Raw genomic sequence first — 21,056 nt, 5'->3', positions numbered from 1 at the left:
CCGCTCTCGCAATGCCGTGGGAGGGGCACCCACACGGACGGGGCCTGGTTTGGACAGGCTCGACCAGCATCTGGCCTTTGCCCGGCCAGGGACGTGAGGAAGCGTCCGGATTGAGGCGACGGGATGTGAAGACGCGTCCGGGTTGGAGCGGCGGGACGTGAGGAGGCGTCCGGATTGAGGCGGCAGGAACTGAGGGAGGATCCGGGCCGGAGGCCGCTTTTGGCTGGAAATCCTTGAAATAGCGGTGATTTAGGTCAAAAAGTCGCGGAAACACGCGGAATTTATCCCCCTCTCGGGTGCAAGCTGGTAAGTTTTCGAACAGTGGCTTGCACGCACGCCGCATGCAGGATCCAGAATCAAGAGCGTCCAGGAGGACATACATGGCTAAGAACCGTAGTGAACTTGTTTCAGAGGTAGCAGGCAAGGCCGGCACCAGCCAGGCAGCCGTCAACTCCGTGCTCGATGCACTGTTCGAGGTTTTCGAATCTTCTGTCGCCGCCGGCGAGAAGATCACCATCCCGGGCTGGCTCGCAGTTGAGCGCACCGACCGTGCAGCCCGCACTGGCCGCAACCCGCAGACCGGCGAGACCATCCAGATTGCAGCCGGCCACAGCGTCAAGCTGACCGCCGGCTCCAAGCTGAAGGCCGCTGTCTCCAAGAAGTAGTCTTTCGCAGCTCAGAGGAGCGGCAACCTGCGGGTTGCCGCTCCTCTTGCTGTTAACCGTCGGGTGGCCGAACCTCCGATTCGCCGCGTTGGCGACGGTAGCGGACAATGGATAGGTGCCCTCAGCAGCAAAACCCCTTACTCCGCAACCCGCGCCCGATTCGGGCACGCGGGCCACTGACAGTGCCTTCGGTATTCAGCGGGCCTGGCAGCTGGCCGGACTCGGTGCCCTCTTCCTGGGGCTGGTGGCCGCCTTGCTGTTCTCCGGTGCCGCGGCCGCCCGTGAAGTTTCCGACCCCGGCGCGCTGGTACGTTGGGGCCTGCCGGTCAGCAAGGCCATCCACAATGTCTCCCTTGCCGCCGTAGTCGGCGGGCTCATCTTCGCTGCGGGTATCCTGCCGCACAAGCTCGGTGGTGCGCGGTCGAAGGACAATGACGCGCCCGAGCACCCCGTTTTCACCCGCGCCCTTGCCATCGCGGCAGCCGCAGGCGTGGCCTGGACGCTGTCCTCCATTGCCGTCCTGGTGCTGACGTACTCTGATGTGGCGGGGCAGGGCATCTCCGGGGATGCCGAATTCACCCGTGCCCTCGTCTACTTCATGACAGACATTGAAACCGGGCGCGCCTGGCTGGCCGTCACGATCATCGCCGCCGTCGTGACAACCGCCCTCTTCGGGGTGCGTTCCCTGACCGGCCTGGTGTTGACGCTGCTGCTGGCACTGATTGGCCTCGTCCCCACCGCGCTGATCGGCCACTCCGCCAGCTCCAACGACCACGAGGGCGCCATCAACTCGCTGGGCCTGCACCTGGTGGGGGTCAGCGTCTGGGTGGGCGGCATCATCTTGCTCGCCCTCCTCTCCGGTAGCCTCGCCCCGCGCAACCAGGCCCGCAGCGGCCAGCCGTCCCAGCCGGGTGACCACGACATCACCGAACCGGTCCTCCGCCGGTTCTCGTCACTCGCGGGGTTCGCATTTGCGCTGGTGTTCGCATCGGGCGTCATCAACGCCAGCATCCGCGTGACCAGCTGGGCTGACCTCTTCGGCTCGGCCTACGGGCAGCTGATCCTCGCGAAGTCCGCCGCCACACTGGTACTGGGCGGAATCGGCTTCATGCACCGGCAGTGGGTCATCCCGCAGCTGGCCCGTGCGGGGGCTGCCATGTCCGCGCGGCGCGTGCTCTGGCAGCTGATTCTCATCGAACTCCTCATTATGGGCGCCACGTCCGGCATCGCCGTCGCACTGGGCCGGTCAGCGCCGCCGGAACCAACAACCTATGCCGCGGACGCCTCGCCGGCGTTCATCCTCTCCGGCTACGAGCTGCCCCCGGAATTGACGCCCGAGCGCTGGCTCACCGAATGGCGCCTGGACTGGCTCTGGATCGCCGTCGTCATCTTCGGCCTGGTGTCCTACCTCCTGGGCGTGGCCAAGGTCCGCGTGCGCGGGGACAAGTGGGCCTGGTTCCGCACGACAAACTGGATCATCGGCCTGCTGGTGCTGACCTACATCACGTCGGGACCGCCGTCGGTATACGGCCGCGTACTGTTCTCGGCGCACATGGTGGACCATATGGCCCTCACCATGGTTGCCCCGATCTTCCTGGTGCTCGGCGCCCCCGTGACGCTTGCGCTCCGGGCCCTTCCGGCCCGGAAGGACGGGTCCCGCGGCCTCCGGGAATGGCTCCTGCTGTTCGTCCACTCGAAGTTCTCGCAGGTGGTCACCCACCCGCTGTTCGCCGCCGCCAACTTCGCCGGCTCCATCGTGCTGTTCTACTACTCGGACGCCTTCAGCCTCGCGATGCGGGAACACGTGGGCCACGAACTGATGAACCTGCACTTTGCGCTGACGGGCTACATCTTCGTGCTCAGCATGATCGGCACCGACCCGCTTCCCCGGCGCGCGCCGTACCCCCTGCGGCTCCTGCTCCTGCTGGCCACCATGGGCTTCCACGCCTTCTTCGGCGTGGCCATCATGGGCGGCACCAACCTGCTGGCCGCCGACTACTTCGGCAACCTCGGCCGCGGCTGGGGCCCCTCTGCGCTCCTGGACCAGCAAATGGGCGGAGCCGTGGCCTGGGGCATCGGCGAAGTTCCCACGCTGCTGGTGGCGATCGGCGTCGCCATCATGTGGTCCAGGTCCGATGAACGCGAGACCCGCCGCACCGACCGGGCAGCGGACAGGAATAACGACGCCGATCTCACCGCTTACAACGATATGTTTGCCAAATTGGCTGAACGTGACGCCAAGCTGGCTGAACGCGACTCAAAGCTGGAAGGACGCTGATGAGCGAAACCGTACGCACTCACCACCGGGTGCGCGCCTCCGAACTGGTGGGCCGCAACTGGCTGAACACCGGCGGCAAGACCTTGGACCTCCACGCCCTGCGCGGCAAGATCGTGCTCCTGGACTTCTGGACCTTCTGCTGCATCAACTGCCTCCACGTGCTGGACGAGCTCCGCCCGCTGGAGGAAAAGTACTCCGACGTCCTGGTCACAGTTGGCGTGCACTCGCCTAAGTTCGAGCACGAGGCCGATCCCGTCGCGCTGGCCGCCGCCGTGGAGCGCTACGAGATCCACCACCCGGTCCTGGACGATCCCGAACTGGAAACGTGGAAGGCCTACACGGCCCGCGCCTGGCCCACGCTGGTGGTCATTGACCCGGAGGGCTACATCGTGGCGCACCTTTCGGGCGAAGGCCATGCTGACGGCCTGGGCGTGCTCATTCCCGAGCTGATCGCCGAGCACGAGGCCCGCGGCACCCTGCACCGCGGCAACGGCCCCTACGTGGCCCCGGAGCCGACGTCGGGAACCCTGCGCTTCCCGGGCAAGGCGCTCTACCTTCCGTCCGGCCGTGGTTCAGCGTCCGACGCCGGTGCTGCCGCCGGCACCGCTAACGCCGGCACCTGGCTTGTCACCGATACCGGCCACCACCGCGTTCTGGAGCTCGGCACCGACTTCCACACCGTGCTGAGCACGTACGGTTCCGGGGAGAAAGGCCACTCCGACGGTGCCGCCGGCACCGCCCGGTTCAACGAACCGCAGGGTCTTGTCCTGCTGCCGGAAGAGGTGGCAGCGAAGACGGGCTACGACGTCGTAATTGCCGACTCCGTCAACCACCGCCTGCGGGGACTGTCGCTCGCGGACGGAACCGTCACCACCCTCGTCGGCAGCGGCGTGCAGCGGCTCCTCGAAACCGGGCCCGCCCGCGTGGACGAGGACGCGGCCGGCTTCACGGGACGCCTGGGGGACCACCCCCTGGACGTGGCGCTCAGCTCGCCGTGGGATGTCGTCTGGTCCAGCAAGCTGGACGCCGTGGTGATCGCCATGGCCGGTGTGCACCAGATCTTCAGCTACGAGCCGCTCACCGGGGATGTCTCGATCGTCGCCGGCAACGGACTCGAAGGCCTGCTGGACGGGCCCGCCCACGAGGCCTGGTTCGCCCAGCCGTCAGGTGTGGCCGAGGACGCCGACGGAAACATCTGGGTGGCGGACTCCGAGACCTCTGCCCTGCGCAAGCTGGTGATCGGCGACGACGGAACAGTCACCGTTGAATCAGCGGTGGGCAAGGGCCTCTTCGACTTCGGCTTCCGCGACGGCGAGGCGTCCGAGGCGCGCCTCCAGCATCCGCTCGGCGTCACCGTGCTGCCCGACGGGTCCGTAGCCATTGCCGACACCTACAACGGAGCTGTGCGCCGCTACGATCCGGCCGCCGGCACCGTGTCCACGCTGGCGCGGGGCCTGGCCGAGCCGTCCGATGTGATCGTCGACCACACCCAGGTGGCCGGCTCCGAGCCGCTGCTGGTGGTGGTCGAGGCGAACAAGCACCAGCTTGTGTACGTGCCCATCCCCAAGGAAGCGCAGCAGGTGGACGAGGGCGCCGCCCAGACGCACAGGCCCAAGAGCCCTGTGGCGCCCGGTCTGCTGGAGCTCACTGTCCGCTTCACGGCGCCCACCGGCCAGAAGCTCGATGACCGCTGGGGCGACCCCACGCAGCTGAAGATCTCCTCCACCCCGCCGGAGCTGCTCGTGGCCGGCGGCGGGACCTCCGTGGGCCTGCTCCGTACGCTCGAGCTGGCCTCCGACGTTCCGGAGGGCATCCTGCACATTACGGCCCGCGCAGCTGCCTGTGACGGCCCTGAAACCGAAGACGGCGAGATCCCCGACCACGCCGCCTGCCACCTGTACCAGCAGGACTGGGGCATCCCCGTGGTGCTGCAGGCCGACGGCGACACCGACCTGGTGCTGGACCTGCGCGGCATGGACTAAAGCTGGGCCGGTCCGGCCCAGCGAGTCGGCCCTAGAAGGTGAGCAGGGGCGTGACCTTGATGGTGTCGCCCTCGATGTCCAGCCGCGTGGTGAAGCTGAAATCGTGCTCCACGTCCAGGGGCGAGACGGCTCCGGTGAACAGGTCGATCTGCTGGGCCGTGATCTTTGCCTTGCCGTCCAGCGGCGCCACCACCCACTTGCCGTCGAAAGGCTCGATGGTGATTTTCGGGTACTCGGTGATGTTCCACTTGATGGTCCCGTCCACCACGCGGTTGTTGGTCACGTGGTAGAACGGGCAATCGGGTTGGAGCTTCTGCTGCTGGCCGGCTTCCGCCGCGCACTTGTCGAGGAACTCCTTGACCCGGGCGGACACCGCCTGCTTGAGTTCGTCTGTGGCATGTGTCAGCAGGTTCAGCGGTGCAGCGGGAGCTTCCCGTCCGGAGACTGTGGCCCGCGTGGGCGGAGCCGCGAAGTACTGGCCGTTGAGGGACGCCTCGTACTCACCCGGGTAGAACACCGCGAAGCTGTTGTGGCCGGCGGGCATGTTCACCGGCACGCCGTTCATCGTTGCCTCGCCGGAGTTCACCACCGTCACGTCCACGGTGGGCAGGGTGGTCGGCACGAAGGACCACTTGTGGAAGAACAGCCATTCGGTACCGGTGCTCTCCAGCAGGAACTCGGTGTGCAGCTGACTGCCGTCGATGGTGTAGTCCATCGGCACCATCACCCGGTTGCTGCCGCGCCCTACTGCGGCGCCAAGCTTGACGTTCGTGATCCGCGATGCCGACGTCTGCAGGGCAGTTCCGTCGAGCATGGCGGCGTCGGCGTCCGGCACCGACGCGCGGAGCAGGCCAAGCGCCCGCTCGCCTTCGCCGTGCTGCAGGGCCTCCAGATATTCGCGCACGGGCTGCTGCGGACTGGCCACGGAGGAGTTGACCAGATTGACCGAAACGATGGCGCCAACGATGGCAAGCATGAGGCCCAGCAGCCATCCGGCCGCCGTCTTCACCAACGCTTGACTCATTTGCACGCACCCCACGTTACCTGCAACGGCAGGCAACTCTGGAGTAGCGCCGGTCCCCATGACGCCGGCCCAATGCGCAGGAACGCCCGACGGCGGGGCCCCACCCGCCGGTTTCGGCGCTACCTTCCGCTAGCGGCGGCGCCGGGATGAGGTGCCGAAAACGCCCCGCAGGAGTTCCCGGCCGAGCTGCGTTCCCATGGACCGGGCCATGCTTTTCAGGCCGCTGCCAAGGACCCCGCCGAGAGCGCCGGTGATGTCGTCCATCATGCCGCCGGATTGGGGAGCCTGGCGCCTGGCCGGCGGCGGAGGTACGGACCCGCCGCCGGCCTGCCCGCTACTGGGCTGCCTGCTGCTGGGACGGCCGAGGATCTCCTCCTCGATGCGGCGGGCTTCGTCGTCGATGGCTGTTGTGCCAGGACTGCCCGGGACGAACACTTCGGGCGAAGGCACCGGCGGCTGACCGGGTGCCGCGGCGCCTGTGGACGCCCCGGCCTTGCCGGTCAGTTTCTCGTACGCTGAGACGTTGTCCACCGCAGTGCCATACTTCGCGAGCAGCGCAGACCCCGCCACGGTGCTCCTGACCAGTTCGACGGCGCTGGGACCCATGACGGACTCCGGCGCCCGGAGGCGGGTCAGGGCAACCGGCGTCGGTGCTCCTCTCTCGTTCATCACCGTGATGACGGCTTCGCCGATGCCCGCGGACGTCAGGGTTTCCTCGAGGTCGTAGTCACTGACCGGGAACGTGGAGACGGTGGCCTTGAGGGCCTTCGCATCCTCCGGCGTGAATGCCCGGAGGGCGTGCTGGACGCGGTTGGCAAGCTGCCCCAGGACGTCCGCAGGGACATCCTTCGGGGTCTGTGTAACGAAGAAGATGCCCACGCCCTTGGAACGGATCAGGCGGACCGTGGTGGTGATGGCTTCCAGGAAGGCCTTGGAAGCGTCGTTGAAAAGCAGGTGCGCCTCGTCAAGGAAAAACACGAGCTTGGGCTTGTCGAGGTCGCCGGCTTCGGGCAGGTCCTCGAACAGATCCGCGAGCAGCCACATGAGGAAGGTGGAGAAGACCAACGGCTTGGTCTGCAGGGTGGGCAGCTCCAGGCAGCTGATGACGCCACGCCCGTCAGGCGCCGTGCGGAGCAGCTCGGCGGTGTCGAACTCGGGCTCGCCGAAGAACCGCTCCATGCCCTGCGCCTCGAGGGTCACCAGTTCGCGGAGGATGACGCCGGCGGTGCCCTTGGACAAGCCGCCCAGGTCCTTGAGCGCTTCCTTGCCCTCGTCGGAGATGAGGAACTGAATGGCTGCACGCAGGTCCTTCAGATCCACCAGCTCAAGGTTGTTCTTGTCCGCAAAGTGGAACACAAGCTGGAGGCTGGATTCCTGCGTGTCGTTGAGCTCCAGGACCCGGGAGAGCAGGATGGGCCCGAACGACGTAATCGTGGCGCGGACGGGGATGCCGTCGCCGTCCCCACCGAGGGCCAGGAACTCCACCGGAAACGTCTTCCCTGACCATGCCTGCCCGATGCTCTCGGTCCGCTTGGCCAGCTTGTCGCTTCCGGCGGCCGCCGTGGCAAGCCCTGAAAGATCGCCCTTGATGTCTGCCAGGAATACGGGCACCCCGGCGGTCGAGAGCTGCTCTGCCATCATGTGCAGGGTGACAGTCTTGCCCGTGCCGGTGGCGCCGGCCACGAGGCCGTGCCGGTTCATCATGGACAGCGGCAGCCGGACCGGCGCGTCCTTGTGCAGTTCGCCGTCGACGATGGCGGCGCCCAGCTCGATGGTGGCACCCTCCAGGGCGTAGCCCTTTTGGATGGTGGCTACTTTATCTGCGGTGGACTTGTTGGCCATGCCGCCAGCATAGCGGGAGGCGCATGGACGGGATATGTGGACAGCGTCACCGGCGCGCAAAGAAATAACCCGGGCTCCGCCGTCGTTGTTCCCAACGTGCCGGGCCACCGCGAGGCCGGCAGCTGCACAACCCCCTACGAAAGGCCATCCCGCCGTGACTGTTCCCCTCTCCATCCTCGACCTGGCAACCATCGGCAAGGGCCAGACGGCGGCGGAGAGCCTTGCCGGGAGCGTCGCCATGGCCCAGCTGGCCGAAAAACTCGGCTACCGGCGGGTCTGGTACGCCGAGCACCACAACATGTCTTCAATTGCATCGTCTGCCACGTCTGTGCTGATCGCCCACGTAGCCGCCCACACCGAGAGCATCAGGCTGGGCGCCGGCGGAGTGATGCTGCCCAACCATTCCCCGCTTACCATCGCCGAGCAGTTCGGCACACTGGAGACCCTGCATCCCGGCCGGATTGACCTGGGCCTCGGCCGTGCGCCCGGCAGCGACCAGAACACCATGCGCGCCCTGCGCCGTGACCCGCATTCGGCCGACACCTTCCCGCAGGACGTCCTGGAGCTGCAGGGCTACCTCACCGGGCCCACCCGCATGCAGGGCGTGGAGGCGACGCCGGGCAGGGGAACCAACGTGCCCCTCTACATTCTGGGGTCCTCCCTCTTCGGAGCGAGGCTGGCGGCGCAGCTGGGGCTGCCGTACGCCTTCGCCTCCCACTTCGCCCCGAACGCGCTGCAGGACGCGGTCGCCGTGTACCGCCGCGAGTTTAAGCCGTCGAAGCAGCTGGCCGCGCCGCACGTTATTGCAGGCGTCAACGTGGTGGCCGCCGATGCTGCCTCGGACGCCCAGGAGATGCTGCGCGCCACTATGCGTGCCCGCGTCTCACTGTTCTTTGGCGGCGGGCGGCAATTCACCGACGACGAAGCGGACATGATCCTGGACTCGCCGCAGGGACAGCACATCTCGCAGATGATGAAGTACTCGGCCGTGGGCACCCCGGACGTCGTGCTGGAATATCTGGACGGCTTCGCCCGGCATGCCGGGGCCGACGAGCTCATCGTGGCGCACCAGAGCACCGGAACCGCAGAACGGCTGCGCTCGGTTGAGCTCCTTGCAGAGGTAGCCGGACTGGTGAGCGTGTGAACCTCTAACGCAAAGAAATATCAGAACGGGGACTGCGCCGGAACGGCCGCCGCCAATGCCGGAGCCTACGAAAACGATTCGCCCAACTGCTGAGTTTCAGCCAGCACGAACAGAGCCGATAAAGTTACACGAACGCAATAACCGGGATATTCAGGGGAAACGGCCGCCGCGGACACTTGAGGTGTCCAAGACCGATTGGGGATAATCCGAAGGATTGCCGCGCATGCCCACTCCGCTCAACCAGACGGTGGCCGATTCCGCACTGCTGACCAAATCCCTGCCGCTGGGCCTGCTGCGGGCCTTCGTCCAGTCGGAGGCGTCCGACGACGGGCTCACACCCCAGCTGCTCGGCGAACTGAAGATCCTGGCCCGGACCCCGGGGCTGCTCGTCGCCTGCAACTACGGCGGAACCCTGTGTGCCGCGGAAGGCATCTCCACGGAAACACTGCCGCTTGGCGGCGCTGCCATCGCCCTCCGGGCCCTGGCCGCCTTGCCCAACACGCACGCCGCCGTCATCTCCGGACGGTCCCTGCGTGACCTGGCCGCGGTCTCCAGGCTTCCCGCCGAGGTCCACCTGGTGGGCTCGCACGGGGCAGAGTTCGACATGGGATTCGCACACGGCCTGTCCCTGGCCACCGAGTCGGTGCTGCAGCAGGCCAACCAGGCGCTGCTGGAAGCGGTGGGCGCCTACAAAGGAATCACCATCGAACGGAAACCCGTCGCGGTCTCTGTCCACACCAGATCCGCCGCGCCGGATGCCGTGGCCAAGTGTGCCAGGAAGGCGGAGGAGGTTGCCCGGGCCCTTGGGCTGTTCTTCATTGTGGACGGCTCCGTCCTGGACCTGTCCGTGGTGCAGCCCTCCAAAGCCGATGCCCTGGACCACCTGCGGGCCCGGCTGGGTGTGAGCGCTGCGCTGTACGCGGGGGATGCCGTGAGCGATGAACTGGCCATGGCCACGCTGCGCGGCCCGGACATGGGGCTGTGGGTGGGGGACCTGCCGTCGCCGGCCAAACACCGGCTGAAGGATCCGGAATCGTTCGCGCGCGTGTTGGGGATCCTCTTCGAGCTGCGCCGCGCCTGGCTTTTCGGTGAGGACGCCGTGGGCCTGGAGCGGCACTCGATGATCGGGAACGGCTCCTCCACGGCGCTTGTGACGCCCGAGGCAAAGATCTGCTGGATGAGCCACCCCCTGCCGGACTCGGGCTCCCTCTTTGCCCACATCCTGGGCGGCGACGCTGCCGGGCACTTCTCCGTGGAGCCGGTCAAGGCGTCGCGGGTGCTGGGCCAGCGGTACGTGGACAGCACCATGATCGTGGAAACACGGTGGGCGGACGTCACCGTGACCGACTATCTTGAGCCTGCCCCGGAAGGCATTACAAGTCTGGTCCGGGTGCTGTCCGGCACCGGGGCGGCCCGGATCGTCTTCGCGCCCCGGCCGGATTACGCCAATGCGCCCTTCAGCATGGAGGCACGCGGCGGGGAGCTTCACGTCGTCGGCACGTCCGACCCCATCATCCTGCTGGCGCCGGACGTCAGCTTCGCCATCACCTCGGACGGGCGGCACGCAACGGCCACCGCCGAGGTTAACCTGCAGCACGGACCGGTCGTCCTCAACCTCCGGTGCGGCGATACGGAGCCCCAGCACGCGTCCTGGAAGGACAAAGCGGCGACGGATGAAGCGGACCGCAGGGCCGCCGTCGCCCATCATTCCCGCCGCTGGGTCCAGAACCTGACGCTGCCATCCGTCAAGCCGTCCCTGGTGCGGCGCTCGGCCCTGGTGCTGCGCGCGCTGGTCCACGAGCCCACCGGCGCGGTGCTCGCGGCCCCCACCACGTCCCTTCCGGAGGGCATCGGTGGCACCCGCAACTGGGATTACCGCTACTGCTGGCTGCGCGACGGCTCCATGACCGTCAGTGCCCTGGTGGATCTGGGGTCAACGGTGGAGGCCGACGGTTTCCTGAGGTGGCTGACCGGCATCCTGGCCAACGCCCCGGGGCCGGAGTGGCTGCATCCGCTGTATTCGGTCACCGGCGCGCCGCTGTCCACGGAGGCCATCATCGAGAGCCTGCCCGGATATGCGGGCTCGCGTCCTGTGCGGATCGGCAACGCCGCGGACCACCAGGTCCAGCTCGATGTCTTTGGCCCGATAGCCGAGCTGATCCACGGGCTGAGCGAGTCCCGGGGTTCGCTGGCTGACGCGCACTGGGAGCTGCTGGTCCAGATGGCCAGTGCCGTGCTGGCTCGGTGGCACGAGGCGGACCACGGCATCTGGGAGGCGCGCCGCGCACCGAGGCACCACGTCTACACCAAAGTGATGTGCTGGGTCACCCTGGACCGGGCCCTGCGCACCGCCGCACGCCACGGCCGCAGTCCCGAACCTGCCTGGGCGGACACGGCCTCGACCATCCGGGATGAGGTGCTCCGCGAGGGGTGGGACCACACCGCCGCGTCCTACACCGTCGCCTACGACAGCCCCGACCTTGACGCCGCGGTCCTGCACATCGGACTGTCCGGCCTGCTCGACGCCAAGGATCAGCGGTTCCTGGACACCGTCACGGCCGTGGAGCGGGAACTCCGCGTGGGACCCACTGTCTTCCGGTACAAGTACGACGACGGCCTGCCGGGCCTGGAGGGCGGGTTCCACATCTGCACCACCTGGCTGATCGAGGCGTATGTGGCGGTGGGCCGGATCGCCGACGCCTGGGACCTCTTCGACCAGCTGGTCAACCTGTTCGGACCCACGGGCCTGCTGCCGGAGGAGTACGACCCCGGCACGGAGACGCACCTGGGAAACCACCCGCAGGCGTACTCACACCTCGGATTCATCCGTTGCGCCCGGCTCCTGGACCGGCACCAGCGGAGCTGAACCTGGGGCGGTCATGGGGCGGGGTTTCAGCCTCGGGGTTTCTTAGGCCCGGGAAGCCGCGAATATGGCCGGCGCGGGGCCTTCCCCGGTGGCAAGGTCAGCGAGGATCCGGCCCACCACCGGCGTGAACTTGAAGCCGTGGCCGGCGAAGCCCGCCCCGATGATCACCGGGCCGATCCTGTCCAGCACGAAGTTGTGGTCCGGAGCGGTCGTGTAGGTGCAGCTGATGTCCGTCATGGCGTCGGCGTCCACCCCGGGCAGCCAGTCCCTCGCGTACTGCTGCAGGGCGGCGCGCTGGCGCGGTTCGGGCAGGTAGGACCTCCTGTCCGGGTCCACCACCGGCCCCACTCCGTGCCAGCCCGCCTTGACGCCCTCGCCGGGGGTCAGCATGCCGTACACGGGGGAGTAGAAGCCCGCGTAGTCCCCGCCCTCGCCGGGGAAATGGTTGAACCCGGGCCAGGTGGCGCCGTCGTCGGTGATGCCGAAGTGGGCAGGCTGCTCCTGCGTGACCGTCAGGCGCGGCGTGGCGATTGAGCCTGCGAGGAGCTTGGAGGTCCAGCCGCCCGCGGTGACCACCGCCTGCCGGGCGGTGAGCAGCTCCGTCCGGCCGCCGTCGTCCACAGTGAGCCGGACGCCGTCGTCGAGTATTTCCAGCCCCACAACCTTCACGCCATGCCGAATAGCCGCACCGTTCCGTGCCGCGAGCCGCTGGAACGCCGGGAGGGCGGCCTCGGGGTTGAGCTGGCCGCCGTCGGGCATGTGAAGAACCTGCTGGTCGAAGCGGATGCCGCGCCAGCGCTCGCCGGCTTCGGCGAGCGGCACGAAGTCGGCCCGCAGGCCGGCGCCGCTGAGCGCTGCGTGGATGTCGCCGAGGCGGGGGTCGGGGCCGTGGTTGACGACGCCGGTGCGCGCCAGCAGCCGTTCGCCGCTCTCGACTTCGAGCTCGGCCCAGAGCTTCAGCGTTTCGGCCAGCATGGCCACGTACTCGGGTTCGGCGTAGGCAAGGCTCAGGTTCCGGGTTGCGCCGTGCGAGGCACCCTTGTGGTGACCGAGCGTGAACTGCTCGAGCAGGGTCACGTCGCGCCCACGGGCAGCCAGCGCCCAGGCGGCAGCGGAACCCATGGCTCCGCCTCCGATAATCACTGTGTCCAGGGTGGTGTTCAAGATTTCCTCCAATTCGGGCGGCAGCCGGGGAGCGGTCGGGGACGGGGCGGCGGTTATGCCAGAAGCAGGGCCACACCGATCATCGCAGGCACGGCCACGATCGTGGTGATCAGGACGGTGTCCTTCGCGACCGTGAGCCCGGCCTTGTAGCGGCTGGCGGCGACGAACACGTTCTGCGCCGTGGGCAGGGCCGACGTGACCACCACGGCGAACAGCGCCGGGCCGTCCAGCCCGAGGGCGAAGCGTGCAAAGAGATAGGCGATGGCCGGGTGCACGAAGAGCTTGAAGCCGCTGGCCAGCAGGGCATCGGTTCTCCGGCCGGCGGCCGCCTGCAGCGGCTTTGACCCGTTCAGGCTCATGCCGAAGGCCATCAGCATGGCCGGAATCGCGGCGCCGCCGATCAGGTGGACGGGCTCCAGAAGCAGTGGCGGGACCTGCCAGCCTGTTCCCGCGACCAGCAGCCCCAGGGCCGAACCGACGATCATCGGATTCTTCAGGATCAGCATCACGAACCGGAGGGGCGTGGTCCGGTGCGAGCTGGTGGTGGCATCGAGGGCCATGAGGAACATCGGCGTGAAAAACGCCAGCTGGAAGATCAGCAGCGGAGCGACATGGCTGGCGTCGCCGAGGACGTACACGGCAATCGGGATGCCCAGGTTGGCGGAGTTGGCCAGCGAGGCGCTCATGGACGACATCAGCGATTCCGGAACGGTGCGCTTGAGCAGGAACCTGACGATGACAAAGAACAAGGCGGCGGTGGTGACGGCGCCGACTGCGGCCACGAGCAGCGGCGCCGCGAACACATCGCGCAGGCTCGCCCTGCTCAGCGTCTCGAAGAGCAGCGCGGGACTGGCCACGAAGAAGGTCAGCCCGCTCAGGACCTGCCGGGCATTCTCGCCCAGGATCTTGCGCCTGCCCACGAACATGCCCACCAGGATGATGGACCACACAACAAAAAAGCCTGCGAGGACGCCTAGCATCCGGGTGTCTCTGAAGGCTCGGGTCTACAGGCGGGGGCGTCCACCACCCCAGCCTAATCAGATTTATTCAGCGGCGGTTCACCTTGTGGCCGGGATCTCGCCATTGGGGCAGCCAGGTGCGATGGATCAGTTGAGGGGAGCCGTCAGCTGCACGTGGCGTTGTTCAACGCGAACGGCGGGCGCATGAGACCGGTGGTGTGGCCCTCCGCGGGGTCGTTGCCGATCTGGACAATCTTGTTGTCCTTGTCCACGTGGACCACCTTGGGGGTGTAGGCCTTGGCCTCGTCCGTGGTCATCTGGGCGTAGGTGATCAGAATGACGATGTCGTTTTCGTGCATCAGGTGCGCGGCCGCGCCGTTGATCCCGATGACGCCGGAACCGCGCTCGCCGGCGATGGTGTAGGTCTCAAGGCGGGCGCCGTTGGTGACATCCACAATGGCCACGAGCTCGCCAGGCATGATGTCGGCAGCATCCAGCAGGTCCAGGTCTACGGTGACCGACCCCACGTAGTGCAGGTCCGCGTGCGTGACAGTGGCGCGGTGGATCTTGGACTTGAACATTGTGCGATTCATAACGTCAACAGTCTAGCGCCGGGGTCAACGCTTGGCTGTGACCCAGGGAACACCCTGTTACACGCCTTCTCCGCGTCCTGCTGCTCCTTCAGCCGCTGGCGTTGCCGGTGTTACCGCGATTGCCGGCGTTGTCGCGGGGGCACCGGAGGCATCCGCGCCAGTGTCGATCTCCTGGGCGGCCGCGATGGAGGCGGCCGTGGAGGCAAGGATCTCGCGTGCCGCGAGGATGGCGGGGCGCTGCGCCCCGGAGCGCCGCACGGACGTGAAGACCGTCCGCCTCGGCTTGCCGGGGAGGTCCAGCAGCTGGGCCGTGGTGCCCCGTCCGGTCCACACCAGGTCCGGCATCAGGGCGACGGCGTTTCCGGACTCGATCAGGCGGATCTGGGCCTGGAGGTCTGCTGTTTCAAAGCGGACGTCGGGCTCGAAGCCTGCACTCCGGCAGGCCTGCTCTGCCCAGTGCCGCGACGCCGCGCCGCGCGGTTCCATCACCCAGGGCATCTCTGCCGTGTCTGCGAGTGAGTCGACTTTCTTCCTTCCCTCGGCAGCCGGCGGGACCGCAAGCCGGATGGCGTCACTCGTGAGGCGTACGCGGTCCAGCTCGGGGTAGCGGGGCGCCGCGTGGCCGGGATACTGCTCGGCGATGACCAGGTCGAAGTCCCGGGCCCACGTCTCATGCAGCGCCGTCTCCGGTTCGCGCTGTGTCATTTCGATCCGGACCTCGGGGTAGGTCGTGGCGAGGCGGGTCAGCGAATCCGGCATGAGCGCCAGCGCTGCGGACTGGAAGACGGCGATCCGTACGGTGCCCGAGACCGTGGTCAGCGATGCTGCCAGGTCTGCCTCCGCCTGTTCCAGCGTTTCCAGCAGGTGGGCCGTATGTGCCACCAGAACCTCGGCCTGCGGCGTTAGCTGCACACGGCGCCCAGTTTTCCTGAGCAGTTCCACCCCTACTTCCTTCTCAAGCAGGGCCAATTGTTGGGAGACTGAGGAAGGGCTGTACTGCAGGGCTGCGGCCACCTCGGCGAGCGTGCCCCGGATCTTCAGCTCGCGGAGCAGCCTCAACCGGCGGACATCAAGCATGGGCTGTTCCTTGGTTTGCACAAATGAATGGTTGGACTAACGAATACTGATTAGAAGTATGCACTTTATCTAATGCAACACTGCTTGCATACTAAACAGATTGAGTTACCCCCATCACAGGGCGAAATGATGGGGCCGCACCTACGCAGGAGTCCCGATGAGTACAACAGATCCCACGCAGTCAATATTGAGGCGCAAGCCCATTGACGACATCGAAGTAGAGAACAAGCACAGCGGCCTATTCAAGTCCCTCGGACTGTGGCAGCTGACCGCCATCGGCGTCGGCGGCATCATCGGCGTCGGCATCTTTTCGCTGGCTGGTCTTGTGGCGCACGGCAGTGCTGACACGCCCGGTGTCGGGCCTGCGGTGCTGATTTCCTTCCTGATCGCCGGCCTGGCCTCGGCTGCCGCGGCGCTGTCCTACGCGGAGTTCGCCGGCATGATTCCGCGCGCCGGCTCCGCGTACACCTACGGCTACGTGGCCCTGGGCGAAATCATCGGCTGGTTCATCGGCTGGGACCTGCTGCTGGAGTACATCGCAATCGTGGCTGTGGTGGCCATCGGCATCTCCGGCTACTTCGACGCGTTCCTGTCCGGCATCGGGATCCACATGCCCGCATGGATGACGTCCACCGTGGACGAAGGCAAGGGTGGCATCATCAACGTCCCTGCCATCCTTGTCTGCCTGCTGGTGACCTGGATCCTCTCCCGCGGCACCAAGACTTTCGGCCGGTTTGAACTGATTGCCGTTGCCATCAAGGTTGTCCTGATTCTCTTCATCATCGGGTTGGGCGTCTTCTACATCAACACCCAGAACTTCAACCCGTTCATGCCTAGCGGCTTCGGACCCGTCCTGGCTGGCTCGGCCACCGTGTTCTTCGCGGTGTTCGGGTACGACGCCATGAGTACTGCGGCCGAAGAGGCGACCGACGGCAAGAAGCACATGCCCAAGGCCATCGTCCTGTCCCTGATCATCGCCATGCTGCTGTACGTTGCCGCGACGCTCGTGCTCACCGGCATGCAGAACTATAAGGACATCGATCCCGCCGCCGGGTTCGCTTCGGCGTTCCAGGGCGTCGGCCTTCCCGTCATCGCCACCATCATCTCCGTCTTCGCCGTGCTGTCCATCCTTACCGTGATGCTCACGTTCCTCCTCGGCGTCACCCGTGTGTGGTTCTCCATGAGCCGTGACGGCCTTCTCCCCGGCTGGTTCTCGAAGACGGACCGGCACGGTACACCGCAGCGCGTGACCTGGATCGGCGGCATTGCGTCCGCGCTTCTGGCCGGCGTGTTCCCCATCAAGGCCGTCGCCGACCTCACCAACATCGGTATCCTCGCTGCGTTCGTTGTGGTGTGTGTTTCCGTGATCATGTTCCGCTACACCAAGCCGGAGGCGCCCCGGACCTTCCGCCTGCCGCTGATGCCGGTGGTCCCCGCATTTGGCGTGCTGGCGTCCGCCTTCCTGATGTTCCAGCTTCACTGGGAGACCTGGCTGCGCTTCGGCATCTGGCTCGTGATCGGCCTGGTGATTTACTTCGGCTACGGCAAGCGGCACTCCCTGATGAACCCGAACAGCCCGCGGCACGACGAGGCGGTGGAGATGCACACGCCCGTGTAGCTCTCTCCGTTCGGCGCATTACTGACGAACCCTCCGGCACCTCAGGTGCGGGAGGGTTCTTCTTTGGGCGACGAAAGCTGAGGAAGGGTTTGGTTTCGGCGACCCTTCCTCACTTCTCTGCGGCACAGGCGGGGGCGGCATTTTGGGGTGCCTGGCGGAAATACAGAACGATCGGTTTTTCTAACGTGTATTGCTCAGCAAAGATCGCTTTATCTTAAGCTACGTGAGGCTCATACTGATGAATAAGACGATCCCATCGCACTGAAAGAACGAGGAAAGCCATGACCAACACCGCAACGGATCACCGCGTGCAGGCAGGCAAGGACGCCGCTGTTACCGGCGCCGTCGCCACCCCCTCGGCAGGGTCCGACGTCGCCGAAGCGACGGCCCTGGCCACGGACGCAATCGCCCTCGTCCGCCGCTGGCTGACCGAAGCCAGCAAGGTTCCCGTGGACGCATCCGCCGAGCAGCTCGCCGGCGTCCTCAAGGACCCGAACGGCCTGGACTTCACCGTGGGCTTCGTCGACGGCGTGGTCCGTCCCGAGGACCTGCACGTGGCCGCCCGCAACCTCGCAGCCCTCGCTCCGAAGGTTCCCGCCTTCCTGCCCTGGTACATGCGCAGCGCTGTCCAGTTGGGCGGCCTCATGGCCCCGGTCCTGCCGCAGGTTGTCATTCCGGTGGCCCGCAAGGTCCTCCGCGAGATGGTGGGCCACCTCATCGTTGACGCCACCGACTCCAAGCTCGGCCCGGCCATCGCCAAGATCCGCAAGGACGGCATCAAGCTCAACGTGAACCTGCTCGGTGAGGCCGTGCTCGGCGAGCACGAGGCCTCCCGCCGGCTCGAGGGAACCCACACGCTGCTGGCCCGCCCGGATGTGGACTACGTCTCCATTAAGGTGTCCTCCACCGTTGCCCCGCACTCCGCCTGGGCCTTCGACGAGGCCGTGGAGCACGTCGTCGAGAAGCTCACGCCGCTGTTCGCCCGTGCCGCCTCCTTCCCCAAGCCGAAGTTCATCAACCTGGACATGGAGGAATACAAGGACCTGGACATGACCATCGCGGTCTTCACCAGGATTCTGGACAAGCCCGAGTTCAAGAACCTGGAAGCCGGCATCGTGCTCCAGGCCTACCTTCCGGACGCGCTCGCCGCCATGATCCGGCTGCAGGACTGGGCTGCCGCACGCCGCGCTGACGGCGGCGCGGCCATCAAGGTCCGCGTGGTCAAGGGCGCCAACCTTCCCATGGAGCAGGTGGAATCCTCGCTGCACGACTGGGCGCTGGCCACGTGGGGCACCAAGCTCGACTCGGACACGAACTACAAGCGCGTCATCAACTACGCGCTGCACCCGGACCGGATCGGCAACATCCGCATAGGCGTCGCCGGCCACAACCTGTTCGACATCGCCTTCGCCTGGCTGCTGGCCAAGCAGCGCGGCGTCGAGTCGGGCATCGAATTCGAGATGCTGCTCGGCATGGCACAGGGCCAGGCCGAGGCGGTCAAGAAGGACGTCGGCTCCCTGCTGCTCTACACACCGGTGGTGCACCCGGCCGAATTCGACGTTGCCATCGCCTACCTGATCCGCCGCCTCGAAGAGGGCGCCAGCCAGGAAAACTTCATGTCCGCCGTCTTCGAGCTCAGCGAAAACGAAGGACTGTTCGAGCGCGAAAAGCAGCGCTTCCTGTCCTCCCTGGAAGAGCTCGACGACGAGGTGCCGCCGCCCAACCGCCGGCAGAACCGCAGCCTCCCGGCAGAGCTGATGCCCCGCACAGGCTTCCGGAACACCCCGGACACGGACCCGTCCCTGCCCGCCAACCGCGACTGGGGCCGGGCCATCCTGGACCGGGTCCCGACGTCGACCCTGGGCAACGCCTCCGTCGAGGCTGCCACCATCGCGGACGCGGACACGCTGAACACCGTGATTGCCACGGCCGTAGAAAAGGGCAAGGCATGGGGTGCGCTGACCGGCGCCGAGCGTGCCGAGATCCTGCACCGCGCCGGCGACGTCCTCGAGGCCCGCCGCGCGGAGCTGCTGGAGGTCATGGCCAGCGAGACCGGCAAGACCATCGACCAGGGCGATCCCGAGGTCAGCGAGGCCGTTGACTTCGCCCACTACTACGCCGAGTCCGCCCGCAAGCTGGACCAGGTCGACGGCGCCACCTTCGTTCCGGCGAAGCTCACCGTGGTCACTCCGCCGTGGAACTTCCCGGTGGCCATCCCCGCCGGTTCCACGCTCGCGGCACTGGCCGCCGGCTCCGCCGTCGTGATCAAGCCGGCCAAGCAGGCCCGCCGCAGCGGCGCCGTGATGATCGAGGCACTGTGGGAGGCCGGCGTGCCGCGGGACGTGCTCACCATGGTGCAGCTGGGTGAACGCGAGCTCGGCCAGCAGCTGATCTCCCACCCCGCGGTGGACCGCGTCATCCTCACCGGCGGCTACGAGACCGCCGAACTGTTCCGTTCATTCCGCAAGGACCTGCCGCTGCTGGCCGAAACCAGCGGCAAGAACGCGATCATCGTCACCCCCAGCGCTGACCTGGACCTGGCCGCGAAGGACGTGGCCTACTCAGCCTTCGGCCACGCCGGACAGAAGTGCTCCGCCGCCTCGCTGGTGATCCTGGTGGGCTCCGTGGCCACCTCGAAGCGGTTCCACAACCAGCTGATCGACGCCGTGACCTCCCTCAAGGTGGGCTACCCGCAGGACCCCACCAGCCAGATGGGTCCGATCATCGAGCCGGCCAAGGGCAAACTGCTCAACGCGCTGACCACCCTCGGCGAGGGTGAGAACTGGGCCGTCGAGCCCCGCAAGCTCGACGACACCGGCCGGCTCTGGAGCCCGGGCGTGCGCTACGGCGTCAAGCGCGGCTCCTACTTCCACCTGACCGAATTCTTCGGCCCCGTCCTCGGCGTCATGACCGCGGACACCCTGGAAGAGGCCATCGCCATCCAGAACCAGATCGAGTACGGCCTCACCGCCGGCCTGCACTCCCTCAACACCGACGAGCTGGGACTCTGGCTGGACACCATTCAGGCAGGCAACCTCTACATCAACCGCGGCATCACCGGTGCCATCGTGCAGCGCCAGCCGTTCGGCGGCTGGAAGAAGTCGGCGGTTGGCGCCGGCACCAAGGCTGGCGGCCCCAACTACCTCGTCGGCCTCGGCGACTGGACCAGCACCGAGAGCGCCCAGGGCGCCGCGGCAGGCATCGCCAACCGCAGGGTGCAGCGGCTCGTGGAAGCCGTGAAGGGCGAACTCGCCGCTGCTGACATCGAGGCCCTGCAGCGGGCGCTGGGCTCCGACGCCCTGGCCTGGGCGGACGAATTCGGCACGGCAAAGGACGTCTCGGGCCTGAGCGCCGAGCGGAACATCTTCCGCTACCGTGCTCTGCCGGTCACCGTCCGGCTGTCCGACGGCGGATCCCTCCGCGCGCTCGTCCGGACAGTTGCCGCCGGCGTACTTGCCGGTGCCCCGGTCACCGTTTCGTCCGGCGTCGGACTTCCCGCCCAGCTGCGTTCCGTGCTCACCGGGCTGGACATCCCCGTGACGGTGGAGGACGACGCCGCGTGGCTGGCATCCGCGGGCCGTCTCGCCGCGGCGGGCAAGCTGTCCGGCGGGCGCATCCGCCTGATCGGCGGCTCTGCAGCCGATCTCGCCGAGGCTACCGGCGGCCGCCCGGACCTGGCCATCTACGCCCACGAGGTCACGGAGGCCGGCCGCGTTGAGATGCTGCCGTTCCTGCACGAGCAGGCCGTCAGCATCACGGCGCACCGGTTCGGCACGCCGAACCACCTCTCCGATTCACTGATCTAGGAAGCCCGCTGATTCAGCGGCTCTAACAGACAAATAGA

13 protein-coding genes are annotated in these 21,056 nt (G+C 67.0%); 7 read left to right on the top strand and 6 right to left on the bottom strand.

What is annotated here, in order from left to right:
- Nucleotides 1-380 precede the first annotated feature (380 nt).
- The 3 genes from QFZ23_RS23050 to QFZ23_RS23040 all read left to right on the top strand — a co-directional run bounded on the left by QFZ23_RS23050 (nt 381) and on the right by QFZ23_RS23040 (nt 4,925).
- Nucleotides 381-665, top strand: a complete 285-nt coding sequence (locus QFZ23_RS23050) for an HU family DNA-binding protein (RefSeq protein ID WP_003803320.1) — start codon at nt 381-383, stop codon at nt 663-665.
- Nucleotides 666-780: 115 nt separating this feature from the next.
- On the top strand, nt 781-2,943 hold the full coding sequence (locus QFZ23_RS23045) for a cytochrome c oxidase assembly protein (protein ID WP_306926570.1): 2,163 nt from the start codon (nt 781-783) through the stop codon (nt 2,941-2,943).
- A complete protein-coding gene (locus QFZ23_RS23040; RefSeq protein ID WP_306926568.1) occupies nt 2,943-4,925 on the top strand; it encodes an NHL domain-containing thioredoxin family protein in 1,983 nt (660 codons plus the stop codon). Before QFZ23_RS23045 ends, QFZ23_RS23040 begins: the two co-directional genes overlap by 1 nt.
- Nucleotides 4,926-4,956: 31 nt before the next feature.
- On the opposite strand, the gene QFZ23_RS23035 is transcribed toward QFZ23_RS23040, so the two are convergent.
- Both QFZ23_RS23035 and QFZ23_RS23030 read right to left on the bottom strand, forming a co-directional pair.
- Nucleotides 4,957-5,949, bottom strand: a complete 993-nt coding sequence (locus QFZ23_RS23035) for a hypothetical protein (protein ID WP_306926565.1) — start codon at nt 5,947-5,949, stop codon at nt 4,957-4,959.
- Between the two features lie 129 nt (nt 5,950-6,078).
- Nucleotides 6,079-7,791, bottom strand: a complete 1,713-nt coding sequence (locus tag QFZ23_RS23030; RefSeq protein ID WP_306926563.1) for a helicase HerA-like domain-containing protein — start codon at nt 7,789-7,791, stop codon at nt 6,079-6,081.
- Between the two features lie 154 nt (nt 7,792-7,945).
- On the opposite strand from QFZ23_RS23030, the gene QFZ23_RS23025 reads away from it, so the two are divergent.
- Together QFZ23_RS23025 and QFZ23_RS23020 are read left to right on the top strand one after the other, a co-directional pair.
- Complete coding sequence (locus tag QFZ23_RS23025; protein ID WP_306926561.1) at nt 7,946-8,935, top strand: LLM class flavin-dependent oxidoreductase; 990 nt, start codon at nt 7,946-7,948, stop codon at nt 8,933-8,935.
- A 223-nt stretch (nt 8,936-9,158) separates the two neighbouring features.
- Nucleotides 9,159-11,801 carry a trehalase-like domain-containing protein gene (locus QFZ23_RS23020; RefSeq protein ID WP_306926559.1) on the top strand — a complete coding sequence of 881 codons (2,643 nt, stop codon included), beginning with the start codon at nt 9,159-9,161 and terminating at the stop codon, nt 11,799-11,801.
- Between the two features lie 42 nt (nt 11,802-11,843).
- Here QFZ23_RS23020 and QFZ23_RS23015 read toward each other — a convergent pair whose 3' ends face one another.
- The 4 genes from QFZ23_RS23015 to QFZ23_RS23000 all read right to left on the bottom strand — a co-directional run bounded on the left by QFZ23_RS23015 (nt 11,844) and on the right by QFZ23_RS23000 (nt 15,594).
- Entirely contained in the window at nt 11,844-12,965 is a 1,122-nt protein-coding gene (locus tag QFZ23_RS23015; RefSeq protein ID WP_306926558.1) for an FAD-dependent oxidoreductase, read from the bottom strand.
- Nucleotides 12,966-13,018: 53 nt separating this feature from the next.
- Nucleotides 13,019-13,945, bottom strand: coding sequence for an AEC family transporter (locus QFZ23_RS23010; RefSeq protein ID WP_306926556.1), 927 nt, complete (start codon nt 13,943-13,945; stop codon nt 13,019-13,021).
- A 143-nt stretch (nt 13,946-14,088) separates the two neighbouring features.
- Nucleotides 14,089-14,517, bottom strand: a complete 429-nt coding sequence (gene panD / locus QFZ23_RS23005; RefSeq protein ID WP_306926554.1) for an aspartate 1-decarboxylase — start codon at nt 14,515-14,517, stop codon at nt 14,089-14,091.
- Between the two features lie 57 nt (nt 14,518-14,574).
- Complete coding sequence (locus QFZ23_RS23000; protein WP_306926552.1) at nt 14,575-15,594, bottom strand: LysR substrate-binding domain-containing protein; 1,020 nt, start codon at nt 15,592-15,594, stop codon at nt 14,575-14,577.
- A 157-nt stretch (nt 15,595-15,751) separates the two neighbouring features.
- On the opposite strand from QFZ23_RS23000, the gene QFZ23_RS22995 reads away from it, so the two are divergent.
- Entirely contained in the window at nt 15,752-17,212 is a 1,461-nt protein-coding gene (locus QFZ23_RS22995) for an amino acid permease (RefSeq protein WP_306926550.1), read from the top strand.
- Nucleotides 17,213-17,493: 281 nt separating this feature from the next.
- The gene (locus QFZ23_RS22990) at nt 17,494-21,018 is read left to right on the top strand and encodes a bifunctional proline dehydrogenase/L-glutamate gamma-semialdehyde dehydrogenase (protein WP_306926548.1); all 3,525 of its coding nucleotides are present in this window, start codon (nt 17,494-17,496) and stop codon (nt 21,016-21,018) included.
- Nucleotides 21,019-21,056: the final 38 nt, after the last annotated feature.

The sequence above is a fragment of the Arthrobacter globiformis genome, from assembly GCF_030818015.1.
Classification (GTDB): domain Bacteria; phylum Actinomycetota; class Actinomycetes; order Actinomycetales; family Micrococcaceae; genus Arthrobacter; species Arthrobacter globiformis_C.
This window is presented reverse-complemented; position numbering and strand designations above follow the sequence as displayed.

Bases quoted from the DNA above. Each gene is read 5' to 3' on its own strand.
- panD (WP_306926554.1), bottom strand. From the start codon at position 14,517: ATGAATCGCACAATGTTCAAGTCCAAGATCCACCGCGCCACTGTCACG.
- QFZ23_RS23035 (WP_306926565.1), bottom strand. From the start codon at position 5,949: ATGAGTCAAGCGTTGGTGAAGACGGCGGCCGGATGGCTGCTGGGCCTC.
- QFZ23_RS23040 (WP_306926568.1), top strand. From the start codon at position 2,943: ATGAGCGAAACCGTACGCACTCACCACCGGGTGCGCGCCTCCGAACTG.
- QFZ23_RS22995 (WP_306926550.1), top strand. From the start codon at position 15,752: ATGAGTACAACAGATCCCACGCAGTCAATATTGAGGCGCAAGCCCATT.
- QFZ23_RS23000 (WP_306926552.1), bottom strand. From the start codon at position 15,594: ATGCTTGATGTCCGCCGGTTGAGGCTGCTCCGCGAGCTGAAGATCCGG.
- QFZ23_RS23020 (WP_306926559.1), top strand. From the start codon at position 9,159: ATGCCCACTCCGCTCAACCAGACGGTGGCCGATTCCGCACTGCTGACC.
- QFZ23_RS22990 (WP_306926548.1), top strand. From the start codon at position 17,494: ATGACCAACACCGCAACGGATCACCGCGTGCAGGCAGGCAAGGACGCC.
- QFZ23_RS23050 (WP_003803320.1), top strand. From the start codon at position 381: ATGGCTAAGAACCGTAGTGAACTTGTTTCAGAGGTAGCAGGCAAGGCC.
- QFZ23_RS23030 (WP_306926563.1), bottom strand. From the start codon at position 7,791: ATGGCCAACAAGTCCACCGCAGATAAAGTAGCCACCATCCAAAAGGGC.
- QFZ23_RS23010 (WP_306926556.1), bottom strand. From the start codon at position 13,945: ATGCTAGGCGTCCTCGCAGGCTTTTTTGTTGTGTGGTCCATCATCCTG.